Origin of the sequence: uncultured Microbacterium sp. (genome assembly GCF_963521695.1) — a bacterium.
Taxonomy (GTDB): domain Bacteria; phylum Actinomycetota; class Actinomycetes; order Actinomycetales; family Microbacteriaceae; genus Microbacterium.
In genome coordinates, this window is sequence record NZ_CAUQWC010000031.1 from 1 (window position 1) to 20291 (window position 20291).

The 20291-nt window shown below is 67.3% G+C and carries 20 protein-coding genes and 1 tRNA gene; 13 read left to right on the forward strand and 8 right to left on the reverse strand.

Going from position 1 to position 20291, the window contains the following annotated elements:
- Positions 1–270 precede the first annotated feature (270 nt).
- Both RWP81_RS03975 and RWP81_RS03980 read left to right on the forward strand, forming a co-directional pair.
- Entirely contained in the window at positions 271–1476 is a 1206-nt protein-coding gene (locus RWP81_RS03975; RefSeq protein WP_314452480.1) for an aminotransferase class I/II-fold pyridoxal phosphate-dependent enzyme, read from the forward strand.
- Between the two features lie 20 nt (positions 1477–1496).
- Positions 1497–1850 (forward strand): hypothetical protein, encoded by a 354-nt coding sequence (locus tag RWP81_RS03980; RefSeq protein WP_314452482.1) that lies wholly within the window; start codon positions 1497–1499, stop codon positions 1848–1850.
- A gap of 100 nt (positions 1851–1950) precedes the next feature.
- Here the strand turns inward: RWP81_RS03980 and RWP81_RS03985 are convergent, their stop codons facing one another.
- Together RWP81_RS03985 and RWP81_RS03990 are read right to left on the reverse strand one after the other, a co-directional pair.
- The gene (locus tag RWP81_RS03985) at positions 1951–2757 is read right to left on the reverse strand and encodes a carbon-nitrogen hydrolase family protein (protein WP_314452484.1); all 807 of its coding nucleotides are present in this window, start codon (positions 2755–2757) and stop codon (positions 1951–1953) included.
- Positions 2754–3251: a DUF6328 family protein gene (locus RWP81_RS03990; RefSeq protein WP_314452485.1), complete on the reverse strand. Its 498-nt coding sequence runs from the start codon at positions 3249–3251 to the stop codon at positions 2754–2756. Before RWP81_RS03990 ends, RWP81_RS03985 begins: the two co-directional genes overlap by 4 nt.
- An 83-nt stretch (positions 3252–3334) precedes the next feature.
- On the opposite strand from RWP81_RS03990, the gene RWP81_RS03995 reads away from it, so the two are divergent.
- Together RWP81_RS03995 and RWP81_RS04000 are read left to right on the forward strand one after the other, a co-directional pair.
- Positions 3335–3408 (forward strand) — tRNA-Met (locus RWP81_RS03995).
- 548 nt (positions 3409–3956) lie between these two features.
- The gene (locus RWP81_RS04000; protein ID WP_314452486.1) at positions 3957–5063 is read left to right on the forward strand and encodes a glycosyltransferase; all 1107 of its coding nucleotides are present in this window, start codon (positions 3957–3959) and stop codon (positions 5061–5063) included.
- 122 nt (positions 5064–5185) lie between these two features.
- On the opposite strand, the gene RWP81_RS04005 is transcribed toward RWP81_RS04000, so the two are convergent.
- Complete coding sequence (locus tag RWP81_RS04005) at positions 5186–5398, reverse strand: hypothetical protein (protein WP_314452487.1); 213 nt, start codon at positions 5396–5398, stop codon at positions 5186–5188.
- A gap of 326 nt (positions 5399–5724) precedes the next feature.
- Here RWP81_RS04005 and RWP81_RS04010 point away from each other — a divergent pair, with 326 nt between their 5' ends.
- Positions 5725–5859: a hypothetical protein gene (locus RWP81_RS04010; RefSeq protein WP_314452488.1), complete on the forward strand. Its 135-nt coding sequence runs from the start codon at positions 5725–5727 to the stop codon at positions 5857–5859.
- 1 nt (position 5860) lies between these two features.
- Here RWP81_RS04010 and RWP81_RS04015 read toward each other — a convergent pair whose 3' ends face one another.
- From RWP81_RS04015 to RWP81_RS04030, 4 genes are read right to left on the reverse strand one after another with little or no spacing between them, the layout of a single operon-like run.
- Positions 5861–6139, reverse strand: coding sequence for a Dabb family protein (locus RWP81_RS04015; protein WP_314452490.1), 279 nt, complete (start codon positions 6137–6139; stop codon positions 5861–5863).
- A gap of 11 nt (positions 6140–6150) precedes the next feature.
- A complete protein-coding gene (locus RWP81_RS04020) occupies positions 6151–7113 on the reverse strand; it encodes a GDP-L-fucose synthase (RefSeq protein WP_314452513.1) in 963 nt (320 codons plus the stop codon).
- A gap of 17 nt (positions 7114–7130) precedes the next feature.
- On the reverse strand, positions 7131–8180 hold the full coding sequence (gene gmd / locus RWP81_RS04025; protein WP_314452492.1) for a GDP-mannose 4,6-dehydratase: 1050 nt from the start codon (positions 8178–8180) through the stop codon (positions 7131–7133).
- A 32-nt stretch (positions 8181–8212) separates the two neighbouring features.
- A complete protein-coding gene (locus tag RWP81_RS04030; protein WP_314452494.1) occupies positions 8213–9469 on the reverse strand; it encodes a glycosyltransferase in 1257 nt (418 codons plus the stop codon).
- A gap of 55 nt (positions 9470–9524) precedes the next feature.
- Here RWP81_RS04030 and RWP81_RS04035 point away from each other — a divergent pair, with 55 nt between their 5' ends.
- From RWP81_RS04035 to RWP81_RS04055, 5 genes are read left to right on the forward strand one after another with little or no spacing between them, the layout of a single operon-like run.
- A complete protein-coding gene (locus RWP81_RS04035; RefSeq protein WP_314452496.1) occupies positions 9525–10100 on the forward strand; it encodes an acetyltransferase in 576 nt (191 codons plus the stop codon).
- Positions 10097–11218 carry a glycosyltransferase gene (locus tag RWP81_RS04040; RefSeq protein ID WP_314452498.1) on the forward strand — a complete coding sequence of 374 codons (1122 nt, stop codon included), beginning with the start codon at positions 10097–10099 and terminating at the stop codon, positions 11216–11218. The genes RWP81_RS04035 and RWP81_RS04040 overlap by 4 nt, the downstream gene beginning before the upstream one ends.
- On the forward strand, positions 11215–12408 hold the full coding sequence (locus RWP81_RS04045) for a glycosyltransferase family 4 protein (protein WP_314452500.1): 1194 nt from the start codon (positions 11215–11217) through the stop codon (positions 12406–12408). Before RWP81_RS04040 ends, RWP81_RS04045 begins: the two co-directional genes overlap by 4 nt.
- A complete protein-coding gene (locus RWP81_RS04050; protein ID WP_314452502.1) occupies positions 12405–13409 on the forward strand; it encodes a hypothetical protein in 1005 nt (334 codons plus the stop codon). The genes RWP81_RS04045 and RWP81_RS04050 overlap by 4 nt, the downstream gene beginning before the upstream one ends.
- 1 nt (position 13410) lies before the next feature.
- The gene (locus RWP81_RS04055) at positions 13411–14748 is read left to right on the forward strand and encodes a hypothetical protein (RefSeq protein WP_314452504.1); all 1338 of its coding nucleotides are present in this window, start codon (positions 13411–13413) and stop codon (positions 14746–14748) included.
- Between the two features lie 161 nt (positions 14749–14909).
- On the opposite strand, the gene RWP81_RS04060 is transcribed toward RWP81_RS04055, so the two are convergent.
- Positions 14910–15521, reverse strand: a complete 612-nt coding sequence (locus tag RWP81_RS04060) for a CPBP family intramembrane glutamic endopeptidase (protein WP_314452506.1) — start codon at positions 15519–15521, stop codon at positions 14910–14912.
- Between the two features lie 233 nt (positions 15522–15754).
- Here RWP81_RS04060 and RWP81_RS04065 point away from each other — a divergent pair, with 233 nt between their 5' ends.
- The 3 genes from RWP81_RS04065 (at position 15755) to RWP81_RS04075 (ending at position 19980) form a co-directional block, all read left to right on the forward strand.
- Complete coding sequence (locus RWP81_RS04065) at positions 15755–16483, forward strand: low molecular weight phosphatase family protein (RefSeq protein ID WP_314452508.1); 729 nt, start codon at positions 15755–15757, stop codon at positions 16481–16483.
- Between the two features lie 99 nt (positions 16484–16582).
- Positions 16583–18097, forward strand: a complete 1515-nt coding sequence (locus RWP81_RS04070; RefSeq protein WP_314452510.1) for a polysaccharide biosynthesis tyrosine autokinase — start codon at positions 16583–16585, stop codon at positions 18095–18097.
- Positions 18098–18189: 92 nt separating this feature from the next.
- On the forward strand, positions 18190–19980 hold the full coding sequence (locus RWP81_RS04075) for a DUF4012 domain-containing protein (RefSeq protein WP_314452511.1): 1791 nt from the start codon (positions 18190–18192) through the stop codon (positions 19978–19980).
- Positions 19981–20291 lie beyond the last annotated feature (311 nt).

Sequence of the window (20291 nt, forward strand, 5' to 3'; positions counted from 1 at the left end):
GGACGCGACGTCGCGGCCGGCGAGGTGTGCGCGGCGGGGGCGGGCGTCTCGTGCTGAGGCGAAGGCTCGCTGGTGTGGCTGTGGTCGTTACCCTCGGGACGGTTGTCCGTGGTGTCGCTCATGGGATGCTCCTTCTTCCAGGCGCTTCTACGATGACCACGGATGCTGTGGTTCACCTATGACAGAAGTGAGCCGCCTCTATGGGTCTAGCAGCAACGCACCGCGAAGCATTCCCCCTTGCCCCCGGCGCACGTGCGGCATGCTGGATCCATGCACCAGCTTCCCGGCGCCTGGCAGCGCACGGCCCGCGGCGCGGGCCTGCTCGCCCCCGACGGCTCCTCGGTCCCCACGATCTTCGCCGAGATGAGCGCGCTCGCCGCGGCCACCGGCGCCCTCAACCTCGGTCAGGGCTTCTCCGACGAAGACGGACCCGCACCGGTTCTGGAGGCGGCACGGGATGCCATCTCCCGCGGCGTCAACCAGTACGCCCCCGGACGCGGCTTCCCCGACCTGCTGTCGGCCATCGCCGAGCACCAGCGACGCTTCTACGGTCTCGAGCTCGACCCGCAGCGTGAGGTGCTGGTCACGGTCGGGGCGACCGAGGCGCTCGCGGCGACCCTGCTGGCCCTGATCGACTCCCCCGACGACGAGGTCGTCGTCTTCGAGCCCTACTACGACTCGTATGCGGCGTGCGTGGCGCTGTCGGGCGCGAAACTGGTGCCGGTGCCGCTGCGGTGGCCCGACTTCCAGCCCGACCTCGATCAGTTGGCATCCGCGGTCACCGATCGCACGCGGGTGATCCTCGTGAACGACCCGCACAATCCCACCGGCACGGTGTTCTCGCGCGAGGTGCTCGACGAGGTCGTGCGGCTCGCGCACCTGCACGACGCGATCATCGTCACCGACGAGGTGTACGAGCATCTCGTTTTCGACGGGCCGCACGTGCCGATCGCCACCCTTCCGGGAGCCGCCGAGCGGACGCTCTCGATCTCGTCGGCGGGCAAGACCTTCTCGCTCACCGGATGGAAGACCGGCTGGGTCACCGGCCCCGCCCCGCTGGTCACCGCCGTCCTCGCCGTCAAGCAGTTCCTCACCTACGTGGGAGGCTCGCCCTTCCAGCCCGCGATCGCCGTGGGGTTGCGTCTGCCCGACGCGTTCTTCGCCTCGGTCGCCTCCGAGATGGCCGAGAAGGCCCAGCTGCTCGGCACCGGTCTGCGCGCCGCCGGGTTCGAGGTGTCGACTCCCGGCGGGTCGTACTTCACAGTGGTGGATGCCGCCCCGCTCGGCGCCACCGACGCCGATGCCTTCTGCCGCGAGCTGCCCGCCCGCGCCGGAGTGGTCGGCATCCCGCTCACCGCCTTCGTCTCGCCCGCCCACCGGGATCGCTACGCCACGCTGGTGCGGTTCGCGGCGTGCAAGCGGGTGGAGGTGCTCGCCGATGCGGCCGAGCGCCTCGCCGGGATGAGGGTGGCATGAGCCGACCGGAAGAGCCCCGCATGACCGACGACTGGACCGTCCAGATCTACGTACCTTCTCCCACGCTGCCGGGAACGTCCGGCGAACGGGGCACGGGCCAGGCTCCGGGTCTCCGCGACCGCGGCGGCCGCGTGGTCGATGCGAGCGTCGAGGCACTGCGCGAGAACTGGCGCGACACCGTACAGAAGCTCGTCGAGATCGGAGACGGGATCGATGACGCCGGGTCGGGGTGGGGCGTCGCCGAGATCGAGGTGGGGCTGACCCTGAGCGCGAAGGGTCAGCTGCTGTTCATCGCCGAAGCGGGGGCGGAGGCGTCGGTCAAGATCACGCTGACGCGGCGAGGTCTCGACGTGCGGCCTCCCGCGAAGGACTGAGCGCCCGCGGCACGCGAGACGTGGCCTCGGGCCCGCCTCGGCGCAGCTCGGGCGCGCACGACGCCGGTCAGCGCCCCTTGGGCGCACGGCGTATCCGCGCTCAGCGAGGGGTCACGCGAAAGCGACGGAGCTGGAGCGCCGGGTTGACCCGGCGAACCCGCGCGATGGCATCCGGATCGATGTGCGCGACGGCGAGGTCGGTCGACGTGCCTACCTGAGCGACGGTGACCCCCTGCGGGTCGACGATCATCGAGTGCCCCACCCCGAGGGGCGGCGGGTGGTCGGCCGCGGCGACGAAGAAGGTGTTCTCGATCGCGCGCGCGTGCAGCAATGTTCGCCAGTGATGCTCCTTGAGGGGCCCCCGCACCCACTCCGCCGGCACGAGCGCCACATCGACCCCCGCGTCGGCCAGCGTGCGCGCGACCTCGGGGAAGCGCAGGTCGTAGCAGGTCATCAGTCCGAAGCGCAGGCCGGCGACCTCGAAGGTCTCGGGAGGGGCGATCTCGCCCGGTTCGACCCAGTCGGACTCGCGCTGCCCGAAGGCGTCGTAGAGGTGCAGCTTGCGGTAGACCGCACGGATGCCGTCCGCGCCCACGGCGACGACCGCGTTGCGCACCCGTCGCCCGTCGTCGGCCTTTTCGAGCAGCCCCGCGACGATCACTGCGTCGAGCTCGCCCGCCAGCACGGTGAGGGCGGCGACGAACGGGCCGTCGAGGTCTTCTGCGTTCGCGGCGAGGGTGTCGTCGAACGGGTCGACGAAATAGCTGGAGTACTCGGGGAACACCACCACGCGCGCGCCACGCTCCGCGCCCGTATGCGCGGCGTTGGCGATGTGGTCGAGGTTGGCGGCGCGCGACGCGACGGGCGCGAACTGCGCCACGGCGACGCCGACGGTGTCCTGACTCATCGCGCACCCTCTCGTCCCCGGCGCCGGACGAACACCGGCACCACCACCCACAGTAGGAGGATCACCACCCCGAGCACGACTCCCGCCGTCACGGCGGCGGCGAAGCCGACCACCACGTCGAAGACGAACACCACCACGCCGACGAGAAGAATCGACACGAGGGCCAGAGCTCCCCGGAGGGCATCATGCCCGAATCGCACGAGCGCGGGCTTCACCTGCAGGTGGAAGACCGCGCGGTGCAGGGCCACGGGGGCGAGCGCCACGACGGCGCTGAGTGCCGCGAGGCACACCAGCACCAGATAGAACGCGCGCTGCGGCGGGGCGAGATCGGCGAACGCGGCCTGAAACGCCAGAGCCAGCAGGAAGCCCGTGAGGATCTGCGTGCCGGTCTGCAGCACCCGCAGTTCTTGCAGGATGTCGTTCCAGTTGCGATCAGCGCGCTGCGCGGGGCTCTCGGGGCGCCCGTCGGCCAGATCGTCGAAAGTGTTGCTCACCGGGTTATTCTCTCGCGACACTCCCGGGCGGTGCGTCCGGATTTGCCATGCCGTTCATCTCGGCGTAATGTTTTCTCTTGTGCCGCGGGGTGGAGCAGCTCGGTAGCTCGCTGGGCTCATAACCCAGAGGTCGCAGGTTCAAATCCTGTCCCCGCAACAAGAAGAAGGCCCCGGATCGAATGATCCGGGGCCTTCTGCCTTTTGTCCTGGGGTGTTCGGCTCCGCCCTTCGCCGAGGACGAGGACCACACTCCGCACCCGTCGAGCGGCTACATATTCAGGGAAATCCGGCCGCCGCCGGACCCCGGTGACGCGTCGGCAGTGTCAATGGACGGTCCTACCGGCTCTTCGCGAGATGCCATCCACTCCGGACCTGAGTCGAGCACGTCTGCGAGACGAAGAAGGAAATGACCCAAATTGTCGCGATACGCACCGCGACAAGTGGCTTCAATAGCCCCTTCTCCATGTTCTTGTCGTGAAAATAGATCGTTCACCTCCCGTATCATCGGAGACAGAATGATGAGGCTGCGCACCACGTCGCCGCCTTTACACCCCGTTGAACGAGACCGGCCGACGCGCGAATTCGAGCCGCCTCACGCGCTTAACCCGCAAGCTTTCGTAGGCATTCGCGCCGCCGGCTCGATGTCTCCCACGCCGCCCACGACCTCGTGAGTAAAACCACTTCAGCCCGCCGGAGTTGAACTTCATGACCACACTGTCGATTGTCCAGCCGTACGTTCCCACGTATCGGCTGCCCTTCTTCGAGGGTCTTCGTCGGGAGTTAGCGCAGGACGACATCGAACTTGAAGTCGTAGCGGGCCAAGCCACAGACGCGCAGAAACTGCGCGGAGACGAGGCGCATGCCCCGTGGATCAAGACGGTTCAGACGCGTGAGTTGAGTGTCGGCGGCCGGACGCTCTCGCTCACATACTCCCGCCGCCTCTGGAAGGAGTCGGATGCGGTGATCGTGCCGCACCAGGGCACCTCCATCGACGCCGTATCGGCACTCGCGTCAGCCGACGCCCGACGAGTCGGGGTGTGGGGACATATCGCTTCATACACCTCACCCCTGAATCCCGTGGACGGCGCGGTCGAGAACTGGCAGCTCCGGAGGGCGGGCCACGTCTTCGCATACGTGCCCAGCGGGGCCGCGTACGCAATCGACCGCGGTATTCACCCCGATCGAGTGACGACGGTGATGAATACCATCGACACCACCTCGTTGGATGACGCGCTGAACAGGACGACCGAAAGGGAAGTTCTCGAGTTCAGAGGCGAGCACGAAATTCCCGACGGCCCCTTCCTGGCGTACATCGGGGGGCTGGACAGCAGCAAAAGAGTCGATCTACTCGTCGATGCTCTCGGCATACTGCATTCCCGGCGAAGCCGGGTGCACGTGGTCGTGGCGGGTCGCGGTGAGCAGGAGGACATGCTTGCGCCCGCTATCGCTCGAGGTCAGGTGACCCACATCGGCTACGCGTCGCCCGCCGTCAAGGCTCCCCTTCTCAAAGGCGCAGCAGCGATCGTCAACCCGGGTCGTGTAGGGCTCATCGCCGTCGATGCGCTGACCTCGGGACGAAGGCTCATCACGACAGATTGGCCCTGGCATGCACCGGAGATCGAATACCTGGTAGCCGGAGAGTCGGTCATTCTGACGGGCAGCTCCGCGGAGGAGTTTGCGCAAGGACTCCAGAAGGAGAGCGACGAGTCGTCACTCACCGAGCATCGACCGTCTTGGCCACAGCCTCCGCGGCTTCACGAGATGATCGGCAACTACAGAAGAGGCGTGCTCACCCTTTTAAGTGGACCGTGACGGCGCACTCGTAAGACGCGCAGAAGGCCCCGGATCACGTTGTCCGGGGCCTTCTGCGCTTGCTGCTCACACGTCGGGCTCAGCGAGGTAGGGTCGCGTCACGGAGCCGGACGAAGCCGTCGTCAGTGGTAACTGCGGTAGCGGCTGGCCGCGGCTGCGGGGGCAGCCACGACAAGAGCGGCGACGAGGAGGAAGACCCCCGTGTCGCCGTGCATGGTGATGATGGCTAGACCCGCCACCGCGAATGCGATGACCGCGGTCCACAGGACGACCGTTGCGAGCGGGGTCGCCCATGCCGGTCGGTCTGCAACATGGTGCGCGTAAGGGTGCTGCATTGCTCCTCGCCTTCGAGATGCTCTGAGAAACCTGTCCAGGGGGTGCGACAGGGTCGCGCCGGACTACGACGTCGACTGCGTCGATCGTATGACCCTTTCGCATCGCAAACATAACCCTTGACGAGTGTCGCGAGAAATATGACCAAATTCCGTCTGCGCTACGCGTCAATGCTTCTGTCAAGGGAGAATCCAGACTTGTCCCCCATTCGGGGGACACGTATGATCAGCAAGGCTGATTCTGCCGTGCTTTTCTCAGCGCGAGTCGGCGAGGGGGACGGGGAAAGAGTTGAGCGATGTCTGCACCACTCACAAGTGCGAGGATCTTCATGAGTAAGTTCCTCTTCGGCGCGACGGAGGTCTCGTGCGAGACGTGCGGCGGCTCCGTGCGGCCGCAGCACGCCGTCTGGCGCAGCCACCGGCCGTACTGCTCGGCGGCGCACGAGCACGCCGACCAGCCCTGACTCAGGTCGCCGGCTGCTCCCAGTCGGCGACCCACCCGTCTGAGATCCGCGCCATCTGATCGGCCGCCTCGCGGTGCGCCTCGGAGGAGCGCCACTCGCCGAACGCCGCAGCGTCCGCGAAAGTGGCGTCCTGTGCGATGATCGTGCCCTTGCGGTCGTCGAGGGACCGCTCCACCGCCCATGAAACGACGCCCGCGTGCCTCCCGAGACCGCGCAGCGTCCCGGTTACGGAGGCGATGTCCGCCGCCTCCACACCGTCGTGGACACGGAAGAGCACCACGTGGCGGAACATCAAACGCGGAGGGCGGTGACGTTGTCGCGGTACCACGCGAGAGTCCGCTCCATCCCCTCCTCCAGCGAGATACCCGCGGTCCAGCCCGCGTTGCGGAGCGTGGACACGTCGAGCAGCTTCTGCGGCGTGCCGTCGGGCTTGGACGTGTCCCAGCGGGTCTCCCCCGTGAAACCCGTCACCCGAGCGATGGTCGCGGCGATCTCGCTGATGGTGACGTCCGAGCCCGTGCCGACGTTGACCTGGCCGGGCCCGTCGTAGTGCTCCATCAGGTGCAGACACGCATCGGCCATGTCATCCGCGTGGAGGAACTCGCGGCGGGGCTTACCCGTCCCCCAGTTCGTCACGGAGTCCGCCCCCGATGACGCGGCCTCGTCGTATCGCCGGATCAATGCCGGCAGCACATGAGAGCCCTGCGGTGAGAAGTTATCGTTCGGACCGTAAAGATTGGTCGGCATCGCACTGATCCACGGCAGTCCGTACTGTCTCCGCACCGCCTGCGTATGCAGGATGCCGGCAATCTTCGCAATCGCGTAGGCATCGTTCGTCGGCTCGAGATAGCCGGTTAGGAGAGATTCTTCCCGGATGGGCTGTTCCGCGAACTTGGGATAGATGCACGACGATCCGAGAAAAAGCACCCGCTCCACGTCGTTGGCCAGGGCGGCATCGAGGACGTTGACTTGAATGCGGACGTTGTCACTAAGGAAATCCACGGGATACGTCGAATTCGCCAGAATACCCCCCACCTTCGCCGCCGCGAGAACGACGTAGCGGGGCCGCGTCTCGTCCATGTAGGCGAAGACCGCGTCGCGATCCTTCAGATCGAGTTCCGCCGACGTCTTCCCCACGACGTTCGAGAATCCGCCGGCCCGGAGCCGACGCACGATGGCCGAGCCCACCAGACCGCGGTGCCCGGCGACATAGAACGTCGCGTCGCGATCGAGCTCGCCCGGCGTGTACGTCACCCCGTCGACGGCTGTCGTCACGCCCGCGCTCCCACGAGTTCCCGGTTGCTCCAGCTGGGCAGCGAAACCGTGTCGATCCATTTGGCGCCCTGCTCGAGCGCGATGGTGTCAGCGTCGACCATGAGCCGGGCGAGCTCGTCGCCGTGGACCGCCGGCACCCAACCGAGCTTGTCGGCAGCCTTGCTGGGGTCGCCGATGAGGGCGTCAACCTCGGTCGGGCGCAGGTAACGCTCGTCGAAGCGCACGTACTGGGCCCAGTCCAGCCCGACGTGACCGAATGCCTCCTCGAGGAAGTCCTTGATGGTGAAGCCGACGCCCGTCGCGAGGACGAAGTCCTCGGGGGTGTCGGCCTGCAGCATCCGCCACATACCCTCGACGTACTCGGCGGCGTAGCCCCAGTCGCGGATTGAATCGAGGTTGCCGAGGTAGAGGTGGTTCTCCTCCCCCGCCTTGATGCGGGCGACCGCTCGTGTGATCTTGCGCGTCACGAACGTCTCTCCGCGACGGGGCGACTCGTGATTGAACAGGATGCCGTTGACGGCGAACATGTCGTACGCCTCGCGGTAGTTCTTCGTGATCCAGTAGCTGTACAGCTTCGCCGCCGCGTACGGTGACCGCGGGTAGAACGGAGTCTCCTCGTTCTGCGGGGGCGGCGTCGCTCCGTAGAGCTCAGAGGTGGAGGCCTGGTAGAACTTCGTCTGGATGCCGGCGAGTCGCACCGCCTCCAGCAGGCGGATGGTCCCAGTGCCGGTGGTGTCGGCGGTGTGCTCCGGTTCGTCGAACGAAACGCGCACGTGCGACTGGGCGGCGAGGTTGTAGACCTCGTGGGGGTCGATCTGGCTCAGCAGCGTCACCATCCGCGCGCCGTCGGACAGGTCGCCGTAGTGGAGGAAGAGCTTCGCTTCCGGGTCGTGCGGGTCGACGTATAGGTGGTCGATGCGGTGGGTGTTGAAGGTGGAGGCTCGGCGGATCAGCCCATGCACCTCGTAGCCCTTCGACAGCAGGAGTTCCGCCAGGTAGGAACCGTCCTGACCGGTGATGCCGGTGATGAATGCACGCTTCGTCAAAGTACTTGTGCCGATCTCGTTGGGGGGTCAGATCAATGAACGCGCTCAGCGGCTACGGGGGCCGTCAGATTATCGAGAAGACTACAGAACCGATCGATCGCATTTGTTTCCTCTAGAACCGTCTCTTTGTAACGTTTTCCGCTCGCGCCGAAACGACGGCATTCGTCACGGTCGGATGCGAGGAGCTTCGCGCCGTCCAGAATTGCTCCCGCGCTGCCCGCGGTGACGACGAGGCCCGCACCCGCAGCGGTCACTTCCTGAGCAGTGATTCCCGTGGCGTCGGTCGCCGCGAGCACGGGTCGCCCAGACGCGAAATACGACGTAAGTTTGCTGGGAACAGCCATTTCTGCAACGCCGGGCAGCTCATTGACCAACAGAATGTCGGCCGATTGAAGCGTGTCCGCGAACGCCTTGTCATCCAGCGGGGGCAGGATCTGCGTCGTCGTCGGTTGCTCGTCGATGCGCTGCTGGAGTTCGTCGCGCTGCGCCCCATTGCCGACCAGGACGAAACGTACCCGCTCGCCGCGCTCATGAGCCAATCGACCGGCATCGACGACGTGCTGAAGCCCCTGCTTGACCCCCATGTTGCCGGTGTGGACGACGACGACGTCGTCGTCAGACCACCCGTGCGCGCGGCGGACGGCGGCCACGTCGACGGGTGGCATCGGCGGGAGGTGGGTCCAGTTCCGGACGACCGCGATGCGCTCGCGCGGGATCGCGAAATCGTGATGGACACGATCGGCGAACCGGTCGTGGATGACGACGACGGTCGATGCGGACCGAAGAAGCCAGGACTCTAGGGCGCGGAGACCGCGGGCGGCGAGTCCTCCGCCCTGTCCGGTCTCGACAACGCCGAGCCCGTACAGATCCTGAACCCACACCACGAACGGCGTATCGCGATGCGTCGCGAGGGCACGCAGGCGGACGATGGCCGACGAGAGCAGTGCCGGAGACGCCGCGACGATCGCCGACGGCCGCCCCCACCGAACGAACGCCTGACGCAGTCCGAAACTGACCTCCGCGAGCGCTCGAGGCACGAGAGTGGGGCGGCGGGGCACGAAGTGAAGAACGCGATCGACGATGACGCCGTCTATTCTTTCGCGCTTCGACCACTGCCCGTAACCCGGCGCGATCTTCCACTCCGGATAATGAGGGTGCGCGACGACGGCACGAACCTGGCGCCCGCGCCGGGCGAGGCCGGCGGCCATTGCACCGGTGTACGGGGAGATTCCCGTAGTCTCCGGGGGGTAGTTCAATCCGAAGACGAGAGTTTGCGAAGATTGGCCCACAATGGCCCATCATACGGCTAGACAAATGCAACGCACGGACCAAGAAAGGGGCGGCATGAACAGCAGCCCGGTGATCGATCTTTCGAAAGCCCCCGGGGAACGGGCCGCGTGGGACCAGCCGGCCTGGAAGGTGTACCTTTGGGCCATCTGCGAGCTGCTATTCGTCACTAATTCCTGGCAGATCAGTTCGGCGCTGCGCATTTCTGTCTTGCGCGCTTTCGGAGCCCGCATCGGCGAGGGCGTCATCTTCCGGCCCCGCACCCGTGTGAAATTCCCGTGGAGGCTGCAGGTCGGAGACCGCTCATGGATCGGTGAGGGTGTCTGGTTCCACAACCAGGACGAGATCCACATCGGGCACGACGTCGTGATCTCGCAGGAGACGTTCGTCACCGCAGGGAGCCACGCCCATCGGCGCGACATGGCCCTCATCACGCGACCGGTGCACATCGAGGACGGCGCGTGGGTGACCTCACGGTGCGTGGTCCTCGGCGGGGCGCGGATCGGTCGCAACTGCGTGATCACCCCCCTCAGCGTCGTCGACGCACGCCCTGTGCCGGCCGGTGAGATCTGGGGCGGCAACCCCTTGGTCTACGTGGGCGATCGAGTGATCGAGAGCGGTGTCCGTCCGTGAAGATCGCTCACGTCGTCACCTACACCTCAGCCGACGGCGCGTTCGGCGGGCCGACCCGCGTTGCCCTGGGGCAGGCGAAGGCCCTCGTGGAGCTCGGCCACGAGGTCACCGTGTTCGCCGGCACACCGGCCGGTGAAGAGACGGATACGCATCAGGACGGTTACCGGCTGCGGACATTCCCCGTCCGAAAGCTCGCCCCGTTCGGCGGCTTCGCCACGCTCTGGCCTCGCGGTCTGCACGCGGCACTGAAGTCGCAGGCACACGAATTCGACGTCGCGCACATCCATCTTGCCCGCGATCTGGCGACACTCCCCGCCGCCTTGCTGTTCGGCCGCCTGGGCATCCCGTACGTCACGCAGTCCCACGGCATGATCGACAGATCCGACAAGGTGCTCGCCGCGGTCCTCGACCGGCTCGCCACGCGCCGTGCCCTCGCCGGGTCGCGCAGCTGGCTCCTGCTGACGGCCGCCGAAGAGAAGGACCTCGCCGCGATCTCCCACCCGCAGCGGCTCACCTCCATCCGCAACGGCATCGAGTCGCGCGATATGACGTCGTTGGACGAACGCACCGACACCGTGCTCTTCCTCGCCCGACTCCACAAGCGCAAGCGACCTGTCGCCTTCGTGCAGATGGCGCAGCTCCTCGCCGCACGGCTCCCGCACACCTCCTTCGTCCTCGTCGGACCCGACGAGGGGGAAGCCGAGACGGTGACCCGAGCGATCAAGGAGGCAGGACTGGGAGATCGCATCCGCTGGATCGGTGCGCTCCCGCCGACGCAAACGTTCGCCGCGATGTCGGACGCCCGTGTCTACGTGCTGCCAGCCGTCGACGAGGTCTTCCCGATGTCGATCCTCGAGTCGTTCTCGGCCGGTACACCCGTCGTCACGACGTCGTCCCTGGGGATTGCCGCGGACTGCGAACGCCACGGCGCCGCCCTCATCACCGACGGCAGCCCCGACGAGCTCGCCGAAGCGACCTTCCGCGCGCACCAGAGCCGCGAAACGGCCGATGCGCTGCGCGGTGGTGGGCTGGCATACATCAGGTCGGAGCTCGACGTGCAGGACGTCGCACGGGAATTGGTCTCGGAGTATCGCACCGCTTCAGGACTCGTCGCGTGACCACCGAGGAAGTCCGCGGACGGTTCGTTCTGCGGCGCACCGCGAGCGCCCGAAGCGGCTCGGTCGGCGCCACGGAACTGCGTGTTCTCCTGCTCTCTCCCTGGGGCGCCTCGGGTGGGTACAGCGGGCCACTGACCTTCATGAACCGCATGTGGTCCGAGATCACAGCGCGGCATCCGAATGTTCGCGTCACGCTCCTTCACCGCGACCGGGGGCAGGACCGCGCCCCCGAGTGGGCGCACGAGATCATCCCCGCCGTGCGGTCAGAGGAGTTCGGTCGAGTGGCGCAGGTACGGTGGATGTTTGCAGCGGCCTTCTGGGTCATTCGCTACCGCCGGTCGGCGGATGTGATCCACCTGCAGGGCACCTACCTGACCAATCTCTTTCCCTCGCTGTTCGCTCGGCGCGGCAGCGTCGTCATGCTGCCCGTTCTGGAGGACGGCGATCTCGGTGGGTTGCAGCGTGCCTCTGCCAAGCGGTGGATCGCGCGACGCGTCGGCACGCGAGCCCGTTCCGGGTTCGCCCTGTCGGGCGGGATCGCGCGAGAGCTCGAGAGGGCGGGCCTGGAAGCGCATCGCGTCGGGCGACTCTCTAACCCGGTGGATCCTCGGATGATCGCCGAGGCCCCAAGCTCACCTGATCCTGAGGGTCCGGTGCGGCTGGGGTTCGTAGGCAAGCTCGGCCCCTTGAAGAATCCTCATCTTCTCGTCGAGGCGTCCGCCGCGCTTCGCGATATCGGCCGGGCGAGCGAGGTTCATTTCTTCGGACCATTCGCTTCGCTCGCGATGGAACAACGGTTGCGTGGTATCGCCGCGGACCTGAAGGTGGAGGATCAGATCCACTTCCACGGGTTCCAGAACGAGATCCTGCCCGCATTCGACAGTTTCGACATCCTCGTGCTGCCATCCGAGCAGGAGGGCCTGCCCGGTTCGCTGATGGAGGCCTTCGCAATGGGCAAGCCCGTCATCGTCACCGACGTCGGGTCGATGGCCGAATACGTCCACAGAGCCGGTGCCGGTCGGGTAGTCCGAGCGCGGACCGACGAGATCGTCGACGCGGTACTGAGCTTCGATCGCGGGGATACGTGGACCACCGCTTCTCGGAGCGCACGCGCATTCGCATCGGAACACCTCGATCCCAAGGTTGTCGCCGATCAGTACCTCCATCAGATTGAGAGAACTCCCCGATGACCACGATGCCACCCACCCAGGACAACGCCTCGTTCCCCACACTGGATGCTCTGACCGCTCGTTTGAGGGAATGGGAGGGATCACGCGCCGTCGTCATCTCTACCGCGGATTCGGCGGGTCGGCCCCTCGGCAACAACGGTGACGATCTCATGCACGCGGTCTTTTATCGGATCCTCGACCAGCTGAGAATCGAAGTCGTCGATTCCGCCCCGGACGTCGTCATCGTCCCGCCGTCGGGGGCACTTCTCGAGGTCTACGCATTCCCGAACTACCTCGCGGATCGTCTGAAGGGGTACGAGGACGTTCCTGTCGTGATCTTCCCGTCCTCCGTCTTCTTCCCCCGCACAGACCCGGGCTTCATATTCGAGGGGCGCGTGGCGCCCACACTGCTGTTCCTCCGGGAAGACGACTCCCGCGCGCATCTCGAGGAGCAGTGGGCAGCTCCGCTCCTCGATCGAGGCGTGGAGGTCGTGCTCGACCACGATGTCGTCGCGTCCGGTCACGAGTTCGTTCCCGCCATCCTCGGCTCGACCACCAAACGGCCCATACCGCGCCTCGTCGCCGCGCGCATCGACCGGGAGGCGTCGTCCATGCACGAGTCGGTCGGGCGCGGAGTCACGAGTTCTGCACATCCGCTGTTGCACGCGGTCGCCGACAAGATGCCCTACGGTCCCGTCTATACGGCGGCCTCCCGGTACGCTCGACGCGCACGAAACCGAGCTGCGGCCGAACGTCTAGCCTCGCGGGCCGGCTCAACGCTGCAAGACGCAGCGTGCATCGACATCAGCGCCAGGCAGTTCTCGACATTCGACGAGTACAGGAGCATTCTCCTTCGCGCCGAGTCTGTGATCACCGACCGTCTCCATGTCGCTCTCCCCGCAGCGATCATGGGCAAAGATGTCACGATGGTCGAAGCGGGCTACTTCAAGCTCGGCGGCGTCTACCGACGCTCGCTCACCGGGGTCGCCAACGTGCGCCTGGTGAGCACGGCGGGACACTGACTTGCTGGGAGGGATCCTCAAACTCTCCATCGGCACGGCGGTTGCCCGCGCCCTCGCCGCCGTCGGTCAACTCCTCCTGGCCGTCTGGCTGACACCGACCGACTTCGGATACTGGGCCGCGGCCACGTCAGTGATCTCCGTTCTGACGGGTCTCGCAAACTTCGGTGAGGTCAACGGGTACCTCAGCGGACAAGGCGGGACCTTCTCCCAGGCGCGAAGAGCCATTCTGCGGGTGAACGCCGTCCTCGCGGGGAGCGGCGCAATCATCGCGGCGTTGTACTGGATCGACGGCAACGCCGTGGTCGCCGCCCTCGCTGCCGTTTCGGCCCTCAGCATTCCTCTCATCGGCGACGCCGAACTGATGTACTCGACCGGCGTCAAGTACAAGGTGTACGCCCGCGTCGTCACCGCCCAGATCATTGCGGCCGGAGCGAAGATCTTCGTGGGTGTCGTCATCGCAGCCCTCTTCGCCTCTCCGCTGGCGTTCGCCGTTTCGACCGTCGTGTTCTACGTGCTGATGGACGCGCTCATCCTCCGTCGGCTGCCTGCGCTCACGGCGGCGGAGTCGGAATCGGCCCGGAGCGTCTCGCGCCGCACTCGATTCATGTGGGGCGTGAACTCTCTCTTCGTCACCCTGCCTATTCAGGTGGGCTTCATCGTCGCTCAGTTCGGTGCGAGCGCGGAGGTGCTCGGACTCTACTTCCTGGCTTACCAGGTGAGCCTGGGCCTGAGCGGGCTCGTGTCGGTTCCCCTGGCGCGCGTCGCATTGAGCTCCCTCTCGCGCGAGGCGCCCGAGCGACGCGTCCCGCTCAGCATGGAACTGTGTCGGCTGTTTGTATTCGCCGTGTCCGGTCTCGCAGCCCTGGTCTCGCTCCTCACTCCCTTGATGGGCTCGGTTCTCGGAGAGGACTGGGCCGCCGCCGCTCCTGCAGTCGTCGTCCTTCTAGCGAGCCTGGCAGTGCGGATGATGAGTCCGATCCTGGACGGGCTTCAGCAGGCGAACAACCGGTGGTGGCAAGGAACGGCCTTCAACGCCGTCGACACCGCGGGCACTGCGGCCGCTGCCCTTGTCTCCTTCACGGGTGACCTCCTTCTCCTCGTCAGCGCTGTGGCGCTCTGGAAGGTGTTGTTCGGACTCGTCAGAGCTGCCTGGCTGCTGAGATCGGCGCGCCCTCTGTCTCTTCTGGGGACCCTGCTACCCGCGCTGGTCATGAGCCTGCTGATCGGCGGGGCGTCTTTCCTCCCCCAGCCCGGTTGGACCATCGTCCTTGTATCCGCCGCGGCCGTCTCTGCGGCAGGCGCCCTGATGATGGCGCGCTCACGTCGGAAACGCACGTGAGGCACCGCGGTCCGCAAGCGCGTGGAGCGCCCAACGGCCGACGGGGTCGTCTTCCTACACCCCGGCGGTGAACAGTGCAGCGACAGAGCCGGCGACTGCGCGAAACGGTCCCTTGGTTGGCCGCGCAGATCGGACGCGCGCGGAAGGTCCTGTTCGCCCAGTCAGCGCAGGACGCTTCCGACGACGCTCAGCGCGAGGAAGGTGACGTTGTAGACGACATGTGCAATCACGGCGCCCCAGATTCTTCCGGTGAAGAGCACGACGGCCGCGCACAGCGAGCCGACGAGGAAGAGTTGAACGGCCGCGGACACGGAAAGCAGCGCGAACGCCTCATGGAGCAGCACGAAGGTCCCCGCCGAGCACAGCAGCGCGGCCGCTCCCGCGGCCACGGCGCCGGTCTGGCGCCGCAGCAGACGGTAGACCGTCACGAGGATGACCGCGCGGAAGAAGAACTCCTCCGCCACCGGTGCGACCACGCCCGACGCGAGGACCTGCTCGAGCCACCATCCGCTCGAGAACGGCCCGCCGATGCTCTGCACGGTCGGGAAGGGTTGCGCATCGGCGCGCTCCAGCAGGCCCTGCACGAGTCTCAGACCCATGCCGAGCCCGAGACCCCACACGAGGTCCGTCGCGCGGAACCGCAGCAGCCCCTTCGGACGGGAGCGCGCGAGGAACAGCGCGGCCGGCGCGGCCATCCCGAGCCACAGGGGCAGGAGGGATGCCACGGCCGCCCAGGGCGAACCCGTGGAGGGCAGAACCTTCGTCAGGAGCATTCCAGTGATGACGGCGATGAGCGCGAGAGCGAGGAGCTGAGCGTCACCCGTTCGTCCGCTTCGGGGCCGCGACCTCCAGTCGCTTCTTCCACGCGCCGTTGCCGACCCTTCCGAGGGCGGCAAAGCGCCCGTCTCGGCGCTCCACGAGGAACGCTGAATCGACCGAGTCGAACGACGACGCTGATCTGTCACCCCCTCACGGTATCGACCGTTCATCGATCCGAGGAGGAAACGTGCTGAATGTCCTCACCGTGTGCACCGGCAACATTTGCCGGTCACCGCTCGGCGCTCTGACCCTCGGAGCCCGGACGGGCGACCTGGAGGTGCGATTCGCCAGTGCCGGCACACGCGCGCGCGATGGTGCGCTGATGACGGAGGAGGCCATCGACCTGGCCGTCGAAAGGGGTGTCCCGTCCGTGGCCGCGCACGCTCATCGCGCCCGTCTGCTGACGCCGGTGCATCTGCAGCACGTCGACCTCGTCGTGGCGATGACCCGCGAGCACCGTCGTGCCGTGGTCGAGATGGACCCGTCACGACTGCGGATGACTTTCACGGCACGAGAACTCGTCCGGGCGATCGACGGCGTCGACGATCACGAGCTCGCAGCGACCGCCGCTGCCGGTGACGCCCATGAGACCGACCCGCAGCGGGCGAGGTTCGCCGCCCTGCTGGCGGGGCTCCGGGCGCGACGGGGTCTCATCGCCTCCCCGGCCGATCCGGCGGACGACGACGTCATCGACCCCTACCGTCGTTCGTTAGCGACGTATCGCGCGTCGGCCGTTCAGCTCGACCCCGGGCTGGACGTCGTGGAGCGTCTCGTGCGCCTCGCCGTGGGAGCGGCTCCGGGCGCTGTCGACCGGGATCGCGTGGAGGGCCGATCGGCCCCGGGAGTCGACGCGGGCACCGTCGGTCCGGACGCGGCGGCGACGCCCCGGACGAGGCGGGATCTCCGCCGGAGATGAAGCGACGTGGAATGCGTCCATCCGTAACATTCGATATGTCACACTTATGTCTATTGCACAGGTGATTTCCTGGGCCGAAACGGGTTGTCGAAAGGCATGATGGAGCTCAGCGATTACATCCGGATCCTTCGCAAGAATTGGATCGCCATCGTCGCACTGACGCTCATCGGGCTGAGCGCGACCACGGTGTACACCCTCACCCGGACTCCGATCTACGAGTCGTCCAGCACGATCTTCGTGTCGACCCAGGCCGGCGGCACGGCCGCCGAGCTGCAGCAGGGGTCGAGCTTCACGCAGGCTCGGATCAACACCTACGTCGGACTCGTCCGCACCCCCATCGTGCTCGACCCCGTGATCGCCCAGCTGGACATCTCGACGACGCCGGCGGCACTGGCCGGACGCGTCAGCGCCACCGCCGCACTCAACTCGACCCTCATCACCATTACCGTGTCCGACGCCGACGCGACGCGTGCGGCGTCGCTGGCGAACGCCATCGCGTCGAGCCTCTCGTCGGTCGTCCCCCAGCTGGAGCCCGAATCCAACGACGGCTCCAGCCCGGTCCGGCTGAGTCGGGTGAGCGAGGCGCAGCCAGCCCTCTCACCGTCGAGCCCGAACACCCCTCTCAACCTGGCGATCGGTTTGATCGCGGGCCTCGTCCTCGGCCTCGGTGTGGCGGCGCTGCGCACGAGTCTCGACAGTAAGGTGCGGACTCTGCGCGAAGCGGAGACCATCACCAAGGCACCCGCGATCGGTGCCATCGCCTACGACGTGAAGGCTCGGGAGCGCCCGCTCATCGTCCACGCCGACCCGCTGAGCCCTCGCGCCGAATCGTTCCGAGCGCTGCGCACGAACCTGCAGTTCCTCGACATGGGCGGTCGCTCGAGCTTCGTCGTCACGAGTTCGATTGCGAGCGAGGGCAAGTCCACGACCACGATCAACCTCGCCATCGCCCTCGCGGATGCGGGAAAGCGGGTCGCGCTCATCGACGCCGACCTCCGCAAACCGTCGGTAGCGAGCTACCTGGGCATCGAGGGCGGCGTGGGTCTCACCGACGTGCTTATCGGCCGCGCGGCCGTTGACGACGTGATGCTCCCCTGGGGCGGCCGCAGCCTGTTCGTGCTCCCGGCCGGCAAAATCCCGCCGAACCCGAGCGAGTTGCTCGGATCGCACAAGATGGGGTCGTTCCTCTCGGCGCTCGAGGAGGACTTCGATGTCGTCCTCTGCGACGCTCCCCCTCTGCTGCCGGTGACGGATGCCGCCATCCTGGCGCGGTTGACCAGTGGCGCCATCATGGTCGTCTCGGCCGGTCGGGCCACGAAGCACCAGCTCGCCGGCTCCACGGAAGCACTCAACACGGTCGGTGCGAAGCTGGCGGGCTTCGTCATGTCGATGGTTCCCACCCGCGGGCCCGACTCGTACTACTCCGCCTACGGGTATGGCTACGGCGGGTACGGAAACGGCTACCGCTTGGACACCCCTGCTAAGAAGAAGTGGCCCCGACGATCGGCCGCGGCCCCCGGCGTGTCGGGCCGCCGTGACGAGACGGAGCGCGCCCAGGACGAAGCGGGTGGGTTCTCGCGGCGGGCGACTCGCGAAGCGCAGCGGACCGAGTGACGTCAGCGACGTCGATGCGTCGCGCGGGCGCACGCGTGCAAGGAACGGACGCGAAGGGCGCGGGCGGCGCGCGCGGTAGAGCCTCGCGACCGGTGTCACGGCGAGCGGGCCGCATCGCCGTCTGGGCGGTCGGGGGGCTGCTCCTCCTGATCGTGGCGATCGCCGCGTGGGTGGGCGTGCGCGGCGCCCTGGCGTACCAGCACCTCTCGGCGATCCGCTCCCTCGCGCCGACGGCCGCGGCATCCGTCGCCTCCGATCCGGCCCAGGCGACCCCTGCCCTCGAACAGCTGGCCACGGAGGCGAGCGCGGCCCATGACCTGACGTCGGATCCCGTCTGGGCGGTCGCGGAGGGCACCCCGTGGATCGGCCCGCAGTTGGCGGCTTTCGCAACCATCGCGTCCGCGTCGGACCGACTGTTCGCCGACAGCCTCCTGCCACTCGCGATCGCCGCGCGGGACGTCTCGCTCGATGACCTCCGTCCGCACGACGGCCGTCTCGACACCACGGCGCTGAGCACCCTGACCGTCCCCGCACGGTCGGCCGCCGACGCGGCGACCGGCGCCGCGGCGGACATCGACGCGATCGACCGGACGCCACTCGTCGGGGCGGTCGCGACCGCCGTCGACCAGGCCCGGTCGACCTTCGACACGGCGGCCAGCGCTGTCGATGCTCTGCGGCGGGCGACCGAGCTGCTCCCTTCGATGTTGGGCCAGGACGGCCCCCGCACCTACTTGCTGCTCGTGCAGAACAACGCCGAGTGGCGCTCCCTCGGCGGCGTCTCCGGCACCGCCATCGAGCTCAGCGCTGATCACGGCGCCCTCTCGCTGGTCGAGACGCATTCCGCGACATCCCTGTCGCGGGGCATCTCGGGGCCCGTGGTCGAGCTGCCCTCCGACGTCCAGAAGATCTACGAGACACGTCCTGCGCGCTACTTCCACAACCTCACGCAGATCCCGGACTTTCCGACGGACGGTCCGCTGGCGCGGGAGATGTACCGCCAGCAGACCGGGCGGGAGGTCGACGGGGTGATGGCCGTGGACCCGGTGGTGCTGTCGTATCTGCTCGAGGCCACCGGCCCGGTCGCGCTGCCCGACGGGGAATCGCTCACGGGCGACAATGCCGTTGCCCTCCTGCTGGACGACACCTACCGGCGCTACGCGGATCCGGCCGCGCAGGACGCGTTCTTCGCGGGCGCCACGGGGGCCGTCTTCGAGGCCCTCCGGGAGGGCCGGGGCTCCACGCCGGGGTTGATCGCCGCCCTCGCCCGAGGAGTCGACGAACGCCGAGTGCTGGTGTGGGCGGTGGATCCGACGGAGCAGTCCGTGATCGAGGGGACGACGCTCGCCGGGCAGCTGCCGTCGAGCGACGGACGAACCGCACGATTCGGCGTCTACCTCAACGACGGCACCGGATCGAAGATGAGCTACTACATCGCACCGGAGGCCGACCTTCGCTGGGGATCCTGCCGGACCTCGGCGGACGCCTCCGCGCGCGAGGTGACGCTGACCCTCACCCTCTCCAATACGGCTCCGGCGGATGCCTCGACCTCTCTGCCCGCCTACGTGACGGGCAACGGTGTGTACGGAACCGCGCCCGGCGTGGCCACCGTGGTCACCGACGTCTATCTCCCCGAGGGGTGGACCCCGGTCACGACGACGACCTCGTCCGGCACCGAGTTCACGCGTTCCACCCTCGATGGGCGCGAAGTCCTCACCGTCGGCGCAACCGTGGCACCCCAGGCGACGGCTCAGATCGAGATCACCGCGACGGCCGTCTCGACGGCGACCGAAGCCGAAGCCCTCCTGACCCCCACGGCGGACTCGACCCTGAGCCCCACCGTTCGAGCCGCGTGCACGGGCGCGGCGGGCGCCGTCCTCGAGTGACGCCGGTGGGCGGTCAGGGCCGTCCGCGGAAGCGATCCCGAAAATTAATGTCGCGGAAATGCTTTCAGCTTGCGTCCATGAAGCGCCTAAGCAATACTCAGGATGGTCTTTCAGTCAGTACATTCCCGCATCATTGTTGTCCTCCCCTTGCGTCGTTACGGGATAGCACGAACGCGGACCACCTATCCCTGGTTGCCCGAATTCGAAAGCAGACATTCATGAAACTCACCCTCGCAAAAGCCGGCGCCTCGATCGCCCTCGCCGGCGCTCTCCTCGTGGCGACCCCCGTGGTCGCCCAGGCGTACGTCCCC